Raw genomic sequence first — 13,867 nt, forward strand, 5'->3', positions numbered from 1 at the left:
ATTAAACCGGTTAAGCTTCTCTTATTATTAGTAATACATAAAGGTTCAATAATTGAATATTGATCTTAGTTTACACTTCATTAAGGTTTATCCAATTACCGATTTCCTCCTCAAACTCAATAGGTTTAATTTTGCCCATACCACTCTGATGGAAAAATGTTATTTCACCAAATATAATCTTTTCGTTAATATAATAAAAATCAATCCTTGCATGAGGAAATCCAGCTGATAATTTTCTACTCAATTCAATCATGTTATCTAATTTAAAGGGTTTATCCACCTTTATAGACAGTTCCTTAGGATAAGATATTTCAGCATCTAAAAGATTCCAACCCAAATCATATATATTTCTTCTAGTTTTACTTTTATCGGTTATACTAAAATCAACTGAAATAAACTTGGGTTCACCATTAAAACAAAAGAAACGGTAATCTCGAAGTTCAACTCCGGCTTCTTGCTCAATAAATTTCTCACAAATAATTCTTGGTTTTATATCTTTGTATACCCACTCACGGTTCTGCCAATAATAATTATATTTAAACCAACTTCTCATCTTTTTGAATTCTTTATTCCAATTAAGTTTAGACTTGTCTTTACATATAATATTTAAGCCTGAACCATGAGTTCCTTTTAGGACAAAAGAGTTAGGTAATTTATTTAAATCAATGTCTTCGATAGATTCAAAAACTCCATGAAGTTCATTCAAATACTCTTTCCCTATTCTCTCTGCTACAATTTTGCGCACCATATATTTATCTGCACATTTTGTCGCTAATGGATCATACCAATTCAACTTTAGCCACTGCAATTTATCATTATATTTAACTGGATTATCTATTTCAATTTCTCTTCCTAATCTCTCTTTAAATTTCTTATTTATTAAACCTTTATCTGAAATAAAATACCTATAATAAATCTCTTTAGATTTATAATATAGATTAGCAATTAGCTCACTTTCTTTTACTATTTTTTTCAAGTATTCAGTCATACCTTACCACCTCAGAAGTTTTATTCTTTTACAGTAAGACCTGAAAAAGTTTAACTATAAATACCACACCGCCTTAACAGACCTTTTGGAATCTGAATAATTGAAGAACAACTCTCACTAATAGTATAAAAATACATAATATGAAGACAACATAAAACCAATCCTTTAATAACAAATGGAAAAAGCTCCTTGCCACTGATATAAAGGAATGCAGCGCAGATAAAACAAATAAAAATCTGAGAGGTGTAACATCATATCTCATACCTCTATCCACATATATTTAATGATTTAATGATATAATCTAAAATTATCATAAATATTGGTGCAAATCCTCCCAAAAGGCCATCTCAATACCTTAATCGAATAACAAATTTATATAAGGCAATCCAGCACTATCTATCTCAATTGTCAAGAAAACATATATTTTTACAATCAAATATGATAGCAATCCTATCTTTATAGGGTAATAGTGAATTTTCTTCAATGAAGTAACAGAGTATACTTTTAAAAGAGAAGGGATAAGAGTATAGAGAATAGGTATAAAAAATAACACCATTCTATATAAAATAGAAAATTGTATTTGTAATGGTAAAATAAGCAACCCAACTGGTAGAATCACTATAAGAACTTTATTAAAAGGGTTTATTTCTACCATTTTTTCAAACTTAAAGACTGACAACAAAAAAACGATCAATATCATTATATAAGTTTGAATGGCTATTCCGTTCTCATTACCATATACATAATATTTACTATTTGTAATAAATGGATTGGCTATTCTCAATACAATTACCGATAACAGTGTTCCTATTAATACATAACTGACTAACCTTTTAAAACTTATATATCTTCGATTGTTTATCAAGATAAATATAAACGTCACTGGCAACAAAATTAGAGCAGAAACATGTATGGTAATGGCGATTATAGATAGTAAAACAGCCCTCTTATATTTCTCTTGATAAAGAGAGATATAAACTACCATTCCTATGAACACAGCCAATATAACACGAAGTGTATTAAAACTATTAATAATCAAAGCTAATAGAAGAAATATTGATAGAATCGAGTACCTATTCCAGATAATATGTTTTACATATTTCACCAAGATAACAAAAATAGCTGAATATATAAAAAGTAGAACTACCCTATAATCAGCAGTAATTTTACGGAATATCCAAATTATAGTGGCGTAACCAATTTCATATTTCTGGAATTCTAATGCCATACTCCAAGATCCATCTGAACCTAAAAAATATTGTTTATACGCATAAGCATCTAATCCTCCTATTCCTACATCTATAACCCTAAATACTGTAAATAAAATGAAGACTATATAGATAATAAGCAGAATAATTTTACCTGTAGAGGCGTACACAAATTTTCCATACAATCTATTATCAATTTGTGATTTTGTTACAAAAAATTTGTTAACTACAAATATAGTAATTGTCATAAAAATAAGAATAGTTAAATATGGTAATATTAGCACCCGGAATCTCCTCTACAATGTTAAATTACAAAGTAGTCTATATATAAATGAAGATATACTTATTCTCATTACAAAATCTTTTTTGCTCTTTCCTTTAAGTATTCACTCCATTGCTCATAAACTGTACTTGGATTAACATATATCTTCTTAGCTTCTTCTGATAATTTGATACGAAGTGAGTTATTTGTCATCAACTCTTCCATCGCATTTTCTAATCTCAATTCATCTCCCACGGGTATAAGAATCCCATTTTTCATATTATTAATTACAAACGCCGGTCCGCCCGAAGGACAATCAGTACTAATACATGCTAGTCCTAGTGCCATTCCCTCCATCAATGCATTGGGCAACCCTTCAAAGTCTGACGCCATAACAAAGATCTCTGCACTCTTAATTTTTTCATGGAGCTTTTGAGTTTCACCATGCAGAAATATTCGATTTCCTAGATTAAGATCATTAATTAATTTACTAAGGTAATCTCTCTGACTACCCTCACCATATATATTTAATGTATATTCACTATTTTTATGAGCCAGTTTTGAAAATGCTCTAATTATCAAATCATGCTTTTTTTGTGGAACTAACCTCCCAACCGAAACTATCTCTTTCTTTCTATCCTTAGTCTCAAGAGAGTCAGAATTTAAAAATATCGGATTTGGTATAACTACTGATTTTCTTTGAATATACATATTGAAATATTGTTTTGCCTGATGTGTTTGGAACACTAGTCCATTTGCAAATGGATAGGTCAACGCTCTTAGAAATTTCCTTATCCTTTCTGGCGGCATATTCTTAGGATCATTTCTTTCAGAGACCACTACTGGAATACCAGTTCCCCTTGCAGCAATAATAGTTGCAATATTTATATGCGTTAGAAAAGACAATACTATATCAGGTTTAGTTGTTAGTAAGATATCCCTCAGCTTTCGTATAGCATCTATTTCGTTTTTTCGATCAATCCCGTTTATTATGCTAACTCTACTATCAATAGTATAAGAAATGTCCTTACGGCTAATTGCAACTAGCCTAACTTCATCGCCACTCTCCGCAAAATGATTCGCCAGATTACTCATAACTCTCTCAGCTCCTCCAAAAGAAAGAGCTCCTATTACGAGAACAATTTTCATTATTATCTTCTCCAAACACACATTAATACTTTTATTTTATTTATCAGCATGGATTCTGGATTCAGTAAGCCTTTTTAAGTTAGTATAGAACTCCATTCTTCTAATATCTAACTTATCCGAGACGTATTCCCCTGCCCTGATAATATTCTCTTTACTCATCTCATTTAAAAAAATAGGGTTATCTATCAATTCTAAAATTTTATTGGCAAACCCCTCTATATCGTTACAATCAAATAGATAATTACTATTCAGCAATTCTGGAATACCATTAACTGGAGTTGATAGGCACGGCAATCCAACTGCCATCGCTTCAATTAAAGCTCTTGGAAGTCCTTCGGCCATTGTTGGAAATACGAATATATCTCCTTCTAACAATATATTTCTTACTTCTTGTGGAGTTGATAACAATCCTGTAAATGTTACATGCTTTTCAACCCCCAATTCTCTGGACATTTGTTCATAATAACTCCTTTTATCTCCATCACCTATAAATATAATATTTACATCATATTTTTTTTCCCGCACCCTTTTTAAAACTTTTAATAAAGTACTGTGTCCCTTAATATCACTATTAATACTGTTAGCAGTATGCACTATTGTATATTGCTTTTTTTCAATATTATAAATTCTAGGTTCTGTTAGGTATGAGGATGGTAGATTTATAGTAGAGTAATAATTTTCAAAATATTCAGATGTTTCACCGTGTTTGCTTGCATAGGAAGGATATCTCTTCTGTAAATAGAATTGAGTTACATAAGAAACACCATTTCCTTTCATTGTTGATTTCTTAAGCTTATTAGTATAAAAATACTGAGCTATTTTATTTGAGCTATATGCATCGAATGGATCAGCAACTATTTCTAATGCATAAGGTTTTTTTTTACGTTCATAGTATTTAAGCACCATTGAAGCAGCAACAGACGGTAATCTTATTAATGCACAATCTGGTTCTTCAGCCGCCTTCTTAGCTGCCTTACAAAATGAATAGTAATTATAAATATATTGTTTCATACCACGCATATATGGCAATTCGATTACTCGTAAATTTGGACCATCCACTCTTAGATAACCCTCTACTTCACCTAACTCAGCAGACTTTGTTCTAGAAACAACCGCCACCTTTTCAAATACTTTTAAATAACGTGTCCAAAAATCATATCCATAAATAGTCTTGCACCAATATCTCCCATCAGGTGTTTTCGAAAATAAAGAATCAGCTGCAACCAGAAGCTCCATATTTATTTCCCCCAGATAACCCTATTTACATAATTTGTATAGGACAAAATTATTCTAAGTACCTTTTCCGATACATTAGGCATAGAATAATCAATCACAATTCTCAGAGTTCCTTTCTCCTGTTTTTCTAGTATTTCAAGCCCTTGTAAAATACGTTCCTTTTTCAATCCAACCATCATGACAGCCGCTTCCTCCATCGCTTCCGGTCTTTCATGTGCTTCTCTAATATTGAGAGCTTTAAATCCAAGAATAGAGGACTCCTCACTTATTGTCCCGCTATCACTTAAGACTGTTTTTGACATCACTTGAAGTTTAATATAATCATTAAAACCTAAAGGTTTCATCGTTTTAATTAAAGGATTGAATTCGATTTCTTTAGCCTCGATCATTTTCCTAGTTCTAGGATGTGTGCTCATAATCAATGGCATATTGTACTTTTCAGCAATAGCATTTAAACTATCCACCAAATCTAAAAAGTTACCCACTGAATTGATATTTTCTTCTCTATGAGCTGAAACAACAAAATACTTTCCTTCTTCGAGACCTAACCTCTCTAGTACATCTGACTTCTCGATGTCATCTACTCTAGAGTTCAATACTTCATACATGGGACTTCCTGTTTTAATAACTCGATCCGCTGGAAAGCCCTCTTTTAGTAGATACTCTCTTGCAATATCACTATAAGTTAAATTTATATCAGCCGTATGATCGACAATTTTTCTATTTGTCTCCTCGGGAACTCTTTGATCGAAGCATCTATTTCCTGCCTCCATGTGAAAAATCGGAATTTGCCTTCTCTTTGCCGCAATTGCACACAAGCAACTATTCGTGTCTCCCAGTACCAAAAAAGCATCGGGTTTTACTTCTTCCATGACAGGATCTATTTTCAGTAATATATTCCCAATGGTTTCAACTGCTGTTCCGTTAGCTGCATTAAGAAAATAATCTGGTTTCTTTAAGTTGAAGTCCTTAAAAAACACTTCATTTAATTCATAATCATAATTTTGTCCTGTATGTACAAGGATATGTTTAATAGCATCTGATTCATCTAGTTTTTGTATAACGGATGACAATCTAATAATTTCTGGCCTAGTTCCTACGACTGTCATGACTTTCAATTTATTCACAATTTAGACCTCCAAGAAATTAGTGTCTGGTTTTTCTGGGTCGAAGCATTCATTTACCCACATAACTGTTACTAGATCTTTATCTCCGACATTAACAATGGAATGAGTATATCCTACAGGAATATCTACAACCTGCAGCTTATCATCACTGACTCTGTATTCTATTATTTCATCAGAACCTATCTTTCTAAAACGGATTAGGGCTTCACCACTAACTACTAAGAATTTTTCATTTTTAGTATGATGCCAATGATTCCCTTTTGTAATCCCTGGTTTCGACACATTTATAGAAATCTGTCCTCGATCTGGAGTCCGTATAAATTCTGTGAAAGACCCTCGATGATCACAGTTCATTTTAAGATCATAAGAAAAATTGTCCTCAGGTAAAAAGCTCAAATAAGTACTATAAAGTTTTTTCGTCAGTTCATCACTCATATTTGGTACTTCTAAATTTTCTCGACTTCTATTAAAACTAAATACACGATTAGCTAATTCCTTAAGCTCGATGGTATATGTTACAGGCACGACACAGTAATCATTTTGGGTTGTTGGATTCCCTTGCAAAGCATTTAAAAATTCTTCTAATACATCATCTATATAGCAAAGAGTCATTTTAGCTTCTGGGTTATTTATCTTAATATCTAAATTTCTCGCGATGTTATAGCAAAAGGTAGCGACGACAGAATTGTAGTTTGGCTTACTCCACTTTCCAAATAAGTTAGGAAGTCTATAAATATAAATTTTCGCATCTGTTTCTTTATAATAATTAAATAGCAATTCTTCTCCAGCTCTTTTACTTGTCCCGTACGGGTTATCATATTCAGCTTGAATTGAAGAAGTTATAAGAATCGGCGCTTTATTGCCATGATTCTTTAATAACTCTAGCAATTTAGCAGTAAATCCATAATTCACCTCCATGAACTCTCGTTCTTCTTTCGGCCTATTAACCCCGGCCAAGTGAAAAACAAAGTCACATTTTCTTGTGTACTCTTTCAGTAATGAAGGATCACTTTCCCGAGTGATTTCAAATATTTTATGCGATTCATTAGATTTTAGTTCAGCAATAAGATTTTTCCCCAAGAAACCATTAGCACCTGTCACAAGTATATTCATTGATTGATTCCACCCTTTAGTTCATTACAGGATTTTTCGAATTCCATTTTCTCAATTCATTTTGAACATATTCTAATTGTAGTAATTTTTCTTTGATTTCTGAGATGCCAAGAATTCGAGTGTTATCAGAATTATATTCTTCTATGTTTGAAAGCTTCTTATTTCCCTCGAAAAAGTACTTATCGTAATTAAGATCTCTTTGATCGGCTGGAATTCTAAAAAAACCTCCGCAATCCTCTGCAACTACAAACTCTTCTTTCGTTAGGAGAGTTTCATAGCGCTTCTCTCCATGACGAGTGCCGATTATTATTATTTCGTTATTGACATCAAACAATTCCAGTAATGCTACTGCAAGATCTCCGATTTTACTTGCTGGAGATTTTTGAACCATAATATCTCCTGCCGAAGCATTATGAAATGCAAATATAACCAAATCAACTGCCTCTTCTAGACTCATAAGAAACCTGGTCATGTTAGGATCTGTAACTGTTAAGGGCTGACTATTTTTAATTTTTTCAATGAATAATGGAATCACGGAGCCGCGTGAAGCCATTACATTGCCGTATCTTGTACCGCAGATGAGAGTTCTATCGGATGATACCGTCTTTGATTTTGCAACAAATACTTTTTCCATCATTGCTTTAGATATCCCCATGGCATTAATAGGATATGCTGCTTTATCCGTTGAAAGGCAAATTACCTTCTCTACCCCATAATCAATAGAAGCTGTTAATATATTATCAGTACCTATGATATTTGTTTTGACTGCTTCTAACGGAAAAAATTCACACGATGGCACTTGTTTTAAAGCCGCAGCATGGAAGACATAATCAACTCCATGCATAGCATTCTTTACACTTGCAAGATCCCTTACATCTCCAATGTAAAACTTTAATTTTTCATTTCTATATAAGTTGCGCATATCATCTTGTTTTTTTTCATCTCTGGAAAAAATCCGAATTTCTTTTATATCACTTTTTAAAAACCTCTCCATCACAGCGTTACCAAACGACCCAGTTCCACCAGTTATTAATAAGGTTTTATCTTTAAACATAACCTGCCTCTTTTCATATTATTTAAAATGGCTAATTATAATTTCATATGAATGCTTACTTGTATAGTTATTCTCTAGATATTTTCTAGAGTTAATTCCCATTTCTTTTCTTAGTTCTACATCACATAACTGCTTTATTTTCTCATTAAATTGTTCAACATTATTACTCTCACACCAGACCCCAAAGCCCCCCGTCTCAATGACTTTTCCAATATCAGTATTTATGTCAGTTGCTGATAAAACAGGAATTGCTGCCTGCATATAGGAAAGAAGTCTTGATGGGAAATTCGGAATCGTAAAACGTTTATCTAATAAAATCAATCCTACATCACATGAGTTTACCAAAGCTTCGTAATCCTTCTTTGAAAGTTGTTGAAGTAGTTGAAAATTGGTTGGCTTCATACTATCAAAATAGGTTTTCAACTTAATAAATTCTGTTCCTGAGCCAGCAATAACAAAGTAAATTTTATCGTTATTTTCATTTGCCTTTAAACAGTCAATTAAAAAGTCAATACCTTGGGGTCTTCCAAGATTCCCCCCATAAATAAACACCGTACGATCAGGCGGTATTTTATATTTTCCTCTTACTTCATTTATCTCATATACATTTTTTTTCATCATTAGAGGTTCTATACTATTTGGACATACTTCAATTTTATTTGGATTTATTCCAGAATTATTATTTAATAAAAAATCCACATTTGCTTGGGACATACATCCAATATAGTCCGAGATTTCATATAACTTGTTCTCTTTGAATTTGAAATACCAATACAAAACGCCTCTAATTCCGGATTTTTTAATTATTCCGAGATCTACTGCATTTTGAGGAAAAATATCTTTTAACAATAAATAAGTTATGGCATTATCTCTTTTTTTCACATACTCAATAGCCTTTTGCAGTGTTATGGGAGGTGTAGTATAAAGAATCAAATCAAATTTCACATTCGAAAAATAACTTTTTATCCCTCTAAGGAACTTAGACTCAAGAGTAAGAGTTGAAATTCCCTTTTCTATTAAATTTGTTTTTTGAGTGTTTCCTATCTGTAGTTTCAGTATCTTATAATTATCACTGGAAATTAGTCTTGTAGGTTGTTGCTCCCTTTTTTCAGTTGGGGATATAATGTACACTTTATGTTTGTCTTTTATAAACTCTCTCATTAAATCAGTGTATATTCCACTTTCATCAAGTGTTGAAAAATCTAAAAGTGTTAAAAATAATACATTCATACTCAAACTCTCCTAACTGGAATACCTACATAAACTCCAGGTTCAGTTATGTCCTTTATTACGACAGAGCCAGCCCCTACATTGCAGTGATCTGTGACTTCCACATTATTACTAACTACACTTCCAATCCCCAACCATGTTCCATTCCCCACTTTAACTGATCCTGCTAAATGCGCTCCTGGTGAAATATGAACAAAATCTTCAATATGATTATCGTGGTCTAGGGTCGAACCAGTATTAACGATGCATCCTTTGCCTATGACAGTACAGCAGTTTATAATTACGCCTGCCATAACAACCGTTCCCGTTCCTAATTTAACTTCTGATCCAATTACTGCATCGGGGTGAATGAGCACTGGAATCCTAACCCCTAATGATTCAACAATATCATATAGCTCTTTTCGTTTGTTATTATCACCAATACCCACAAACATTTCGTAATCATTGATATATTCAGATAGATTACTGGTCGATCCTATTACGTTTATTCCCATGAAAGTTTTAGTACTACTATCGTCTAAGAAGGCAATACTCTGCCATCTCCCCATTTTTAAAGCAATATCAGCAACGACTCTCCCGTGCCCACCCGCTCCAATAATAAGAAGTTTGTTCATAGCTGCATCTTTCCTTTTGTTCCTTTAAAGGGTTCTACTGTAGCTGCAACTGTTGTTGAGTTAATCCCCTCTCTCAGGAACACCTTCTTTATCGTTAAGAGAATAATTTTCCAATCATTAATAAAGCTTACGTTATCAACATATTCTACATCCAAATTGAATTTCTCATCCCAACTAATTGCGTTTCTTCCGTTCACCTGTGCCAGGCCAGACAATCCTGGTCTTATTTCATGGCGTCTTTTTTGGTGTTCGTTATATAGCGGTAAATATTTCACTAAAAGCGGTCTCGGTCCTACAAACGACATGTCACCCTTCAAAATATTCAAGAGTTCTGGTAATTCATCAAGTGATGTAGACCTTAAAAACTTACCGAATTTTGTTAGCCTTGCGCTGTCAGGAAGTAGATCTCCGTTGCCATCTCGATCATCTGTCATCGTTCTAAACTTATACATCATGAATATCTTTTCATTTAGACCAGGTCTACTCTGCTTAAATAATACCGGGCTTCCCAACTTTAATCTCACAAGTATGGCTACTATAGAATACACCGGAAGTAACAGTATTATAGCTATCATTGATAGTACGGTATCCATAGGTCTTTTGATAAACCTTCTGTACGTATTCACCTTTGACTTAGCCATTAATTCGTCCACAACTCCTTTATTACCTGAACAACTCTCTCTAAATCGAGCTCCGTCATCTTTGTATCAGAAGGTAGACAAATACCATTCTGAAATAATGCATCTGATATACCATTTCCTATATAATCAAAGCGTTCAAAAAACGGCTGCAAATGCATCGGCTTCCAAACAGGCCTGGACTCGATATTCTCTTTCGCTAAAGCATTCATAATATCATTCGGTCTTACGCTACCGGTTAAGATCATTGAGCTCAGCCAGTAGTTCGGGCTGTCCCATTCATTTACAGGCATGAATTGTATTCCCTCTAACTGATCAAGCTCTCTTTTATAAAATTCAAAAATGTACCTCTTCTTCTCAACCCTCTGCTCCAATACCTTAAGCTGTCCTCTTCCTATTCCAGCAACAACATTACTCATACGATAATTAAATCCTAATTCGCTATGTTGATAATGCCTAGCATGATCTCTTGATTGAGTTGCCCAAAATCTTACTTTAGCAGTTCGCTCTTCATCATCAGAGACAAGCATTCCACCACCGGAAGACGTAATAATTTTGTTTCCATTAAAAGAGAAGACGCCATAATCGCCAAAAGTTCCGGTATGTTGTCCTTTGTAGTAAGTGCCCAATGACTCCGCGGCGTCTTCAATTACTACAACATTATGCTTGGTGCAAATATCCATAATTTTATCCATATCTGCAGACAAGCCATATAAGTGAACAACAATTACCGCTTTTGCCTCTGGATATTTAATAAAAGCTTCTTCCAAAGCTAACGGACACATATTCCAAGTTTCATAATTACTGTCTATAAATACTGGAATCGCATTCTGATAGATAATCGGATTTGCAGTGGCAGAGAATGTAAGTGTCGGGCAAAAAACAATATCATCTTTTCCAACTCCCGCAGCCCTTAAAGCTAAGTGAATAGCTGCCGTTCCAGAGGATAAAGCTGCCGCGGCTGTAGAGCCAACTTTATTAGCTAATTCTCTTTCAAATCCGTCTACGTTTTCTCCAAGTGGTGCAATCCAGTTGGTATCAAACGCTTCTTTTATGTACTGCATCTCATAACCTTCATCGCTCATATGTGGAGAAGAAAGGAATATTCTTTCTTTTGCTGTTGTTGACCCCATCACTAATACTTCCTTTCTCAATTAGGTTAATGCTTAGTAAGTTAGGACTTATTTGGATCAAAGTCTTTTACCAATTAACTACTAAATCACTAATAAAATATCTGATTATCCCTGCTATATTTGATTGGGAAATACAATATAGCAGGAAGACAGATCTGTTATCATTTCAGACTTTGTTGGAGCATTTACGGTTATATCAAGATAATATTCGAGAATAGTTACCGATCTCTTCTTTCATATACTTAAACAGCTGCTCCCGTAAATCCTCACGCTGCAAAGCAAACTCCAGTGTTGTCTTAATAAACCCTATCTTGTCTCCAACATCATAACGTTTTCCATTAAAATTGAAAGCATGAACAGATTCCAGCTGGTTTAGCAGGGACAAAGCATCAGTTAATTGAATCTCACCGCCAGCCCCTGGCTTTTGATGAGTCAGAATCTGAAATACCGTTGGGCTCAATATGTAGCGTCCCATAATTGCAAGATTTGATGGGGCTTCATTATCCTTCGGTTTTTCGACAAGTCCTTCTACCTTATAGAGACACTCACTGATTTGCTGACCATCCACAATACCGTACCGGGATGTTTCCTCCCAAGGCACATGCTGAACACCTATAATGGATGACCCCAATTGTTCGTACTGTTCAATCATTTGTTTTAAACATGGCTTATTCGCTTGAACGATATCATCACCGAGAAGTACTGCAAAAGGCTCATCTCCAATAAATTTTCGGGCACACCACACGGCATGACCTAAACCTTTTGGTTCCTTTTGCCGAATATAATGTATATCAGCCATTTTTGAGGATTTCTGGACTTCATCCAGAAGAGCAAACTTTCCTTTTTCGAATAAATTCTGTTCCAGCTCAAACGAATGATCAAAGTGATCTTCAATAGCTCTCTTTCCTTTTCCCGTAACAATGAGGATATCTTCGATACCCGACTCGATAGCTTCTTCAACGATGTACTGAATTGTCGGTTTATCGACGATAGGCAGCATCTCTTTAGGCATTGCTTTCGTCGCCGGAAGGAATCGAGTACCTAGACCAGCTGCAGGAATAATTGCTTTACGAATCTTCATGTCCTTCATCCATCCTTTTATCCAGGAAGAAGCTTGCTTATCCAGCAAGCCCTTCTGCCAATTGTTTACCTGCTTCAATCTCTTCCTGGAACGCTTTACGATATTGATTAATAATGTCTGTGCTGTAGCCATTGCCTTTGAGTTCACTCTCTGCAGCGCCAACGATATTTTCAAATCTGGCCGTCAAGCTGTTAAGCTGCTGTTGACCTTGTGCTAGCAGTTTTTGCTTGGTACTCTCATCGGAAGCAGATAGATATTGCTTGGCCAAATTCAAAAGCGTTGATTTGCTTTCTGCTTGAAGTGATTGTAACTTTGATTCTGTATTACTGGTAATAGATTCATAAGACATTTTGTTTTCACCACTTCCACTACCTCCTGTTCCCGGCGATCCGGTAGCTGGTGTTTCCGGTTGAGTTGGCTTGGTTTGTGTATTCGTTCCATTACCATCGCTTGTCCAAGATCCGTCTGTAGGGTTCTCCGTATAAATTTGGGATACACCCTTCACGGTTTTGGTAGTAGCGTCCCACTTAATGGATACTCCTGCTGACTCGGATACGAAGCGAATCGGAACATACAATGTTCCCTTGTACATCAAGCTCAGTTGGCCCTTAGGCAGGCTTTTGCTCTCCCCATTAAATACATAATTGACCTGCATTGGAGCTAGCACCTTATAGTCTGTTGATGATGGATTTTTCGTAGAGCTAGCGTTAATCATTTTCTCCTTAATAGAGATTAGCTGCGCCGGTGTTGGATCGGTTATGGTAACCTTCGACTCCTTACCGTTCCAGTTAACATTCTTTTGCACAGCATAGGAAACAAAACGCAGTGGCACGTAAGTCGTGCCTTTATAGATGAAAACAAACTGTCCGGCTGGGGGGCGGAGCTCCATTCCATCAAAGTTCATACGTACATCCACAGGTTTTATTTTCACGTTGTTAGCAGCCGTCGCTGTATATGCCGGAATAACACCGAGTATCATGATGACTGCTAATAATGCGGTTAAATGTCGGAATAAGTTCTTCTTCATGCGATCC

The 13,867-nt window shown here is 34.8% G+C and carries 13 protein-coding genes; all 13 read right to left on the bottom strand.

Annotation, left to right across the window (positions count from 1 at the left end; genetic code table 11):
• Positions 1–70: 70 nt before the first annotated feature.
• The 13 genes from AC0VZ8_RS31220 to AC0VZ8_RS31280 all read right to left on the bottom strand — a co-directional run bounded on the left by AC0VZ8_RS31220 (position 71) and on the right by AC0VZ8_RS31280 (position 13,860).
• Positions 71–988 carry an ATP-grasp fold amidoligase family protein gene (locus AC0VZ8_RS31220; RefSeq protein WP_475485375.1) on the bottom strand — a complete coding sequence of 306 codons (918 nt, stop codon included), beginning with the start codon at positions 986–988 and terminating at the stop codon, positions 71–73.
• Positions 989–1,343: 355 nt separating this feature from the next.
• Positions 1,344–2,480 carry an EpsG family protein gene (locus AC0VZ8_RS31225; protein ID WP_475485376.1) on the bottom strand — a complete coding sequence of 379 codons (1,137 nt, stop codon included), beginning with the start codon at positions 2,478–2,480 and terminating at the stop codon, positions 1,344–1,346.
• A 68-nt stretch (positions 2,481–2,548) separates the two neighbouring features.
• On the bottom strand, positions 2,549–3,607 hold the full coding sequence (locus tag AC0VZ8_RS31230) for a glycosyltransferase family 4 protein (RefSeq protein ID WP_475485377.1): 1,059 nt from the start codon (positions 3,605–3,607) through the stop codon (positions 2,549–2,551).
• Positions 3,608–3,643: 36 nt separating this feature from the next.
• Positions 3,644–4,843 (bottom strand): glycosyltransferase, encoded by a 1,200-nt coding sequence (locus AC0VZ8_RS31235; protein ID WP_475485378.1) that lies wholly within the window; start codon positions 4,841–4,843, stop codon positions 3,644–3,646.
• Between the two features lie 2 nt (positions 4,844–4,845).
• Positions 4,846–5,970, bottom strand: a complete 1,125-nt coding sequence (gene wecB, locus AC0VZ8_RS31240; protein ID WP_475485379.1) for a non-hydrolyzing UDP-N-acetylglucosamine 2-epimerase — start codon at positions 5,968–5,970, stop codon at positions 4,846–4,848.
• Positions 5,971–5,973: 3 nt separating this feature from the next.
• Entirely contained in the window at positions 5,974–7,083 is a 1,110-nt protein-coding gene (locus tag AC0VZ8_RS31245) for a capsular polysaccharide biosynthesis protein CapF (RefSeq protein ID WP_475485380.1), read from the bottom strand.
• A gap of 16 nt (positions 7,084–7,099) precedes the next feature.
• Complete coding sequence (locus AC0VZ8_RS31250) at positions 7,100–8,137, bottom strand: polysaccharide biosynthesis protein (protein WP_475485381.1); 1,038 nt, start codon at positions 8,135–8,137, stop codon at positions 7,100–7,102.
• A gap of 18 nt (positions 8,138–8,155) precedes the next feature.
• Positions 8,156–9,367 (bottom strand): glycosyltransferase family 4 protein, encoded by a 1,212-nt coding sequence (locus AC0VZ8_RS31255; RefSeq protein ID WP_475485382.1) that lies wholly within the window; start codon positions 9,365–9,367, stop codon positions 8,156–8,158.
• A 2-nt stretch (positions 9,368–9,369) separates the two neighbouring features.
• On the bottom strand, positions 9,370–9,981 hold the full coding sequence (locus AC0VZ8_RS31260; RefSeq protein ID WP_475485383.1) for an acetyltransferase: 612 nt from the start codon (positions 9,979–9,981) through the stop codon (positions 9,370–9,372).
• Positions 9,978–10,622: a sugar transferase gene (locus AC0VZ8_RS31265; protein ID WP_475485384.1), complete on the bottom strand. Its 645-nt coding sequence runs from the start codon at positions 10,620–10,622 to the stop codon at positions 9,978–9,980. Before AC0VZ8_RS31265 ends, AC0VZ8_RS31260 begins: the two co-directional genes overlap by 4 nt.
• Positions 10,622–11,752, bottom strand: coding sequence for a DegT/DnrJ/EryC1/StrS family aminotransferase (locus AC0VZ8_RS31270; RefSeq protein ID WP_475485385.1), 1,131 nt, complete (start codon positions 11,750–11,752; stop codon positions 10,622–10,624). Before AC0VZ8_RS31270 ends, AC0VZ8_RS31265 begins: the two co-directional genes overlap by 1 nt.
• Positions 11,753–11,948: 196 nt before the next feature.
• On the bottom strand, positions 11,949–12,833 hold the full coding sequence (gene galU, locus AC0VZ8_RS31275) for a UTP--glucose-1-phosphate uridylyltransferase GalU (RefSeq protein ID WP_475485386.1): 885 nt from the start codon (positions 12,831–12,833) through the stop codon (positions 11,949–11,951).
• 37 nt (positions 12,834–12,870) lie between these two features.
• Positions 12,871–13,860: a stalk domain-containing protein gene (locus AC0VZ8_RS31280; protein WP_475485387.1), complete on the bottom strand. Its 990-nt coding sequence runs from the start codon at positions 13,858–13,860 to the stop codon at positions 12,871–12,873.
• Between the last annotated feature and the right edge of the window lie 7 nt (positions 13,861–13,867).

The organism is Paenibacillus sp. QJM3NY_38 (assembly GCF_056173265.1).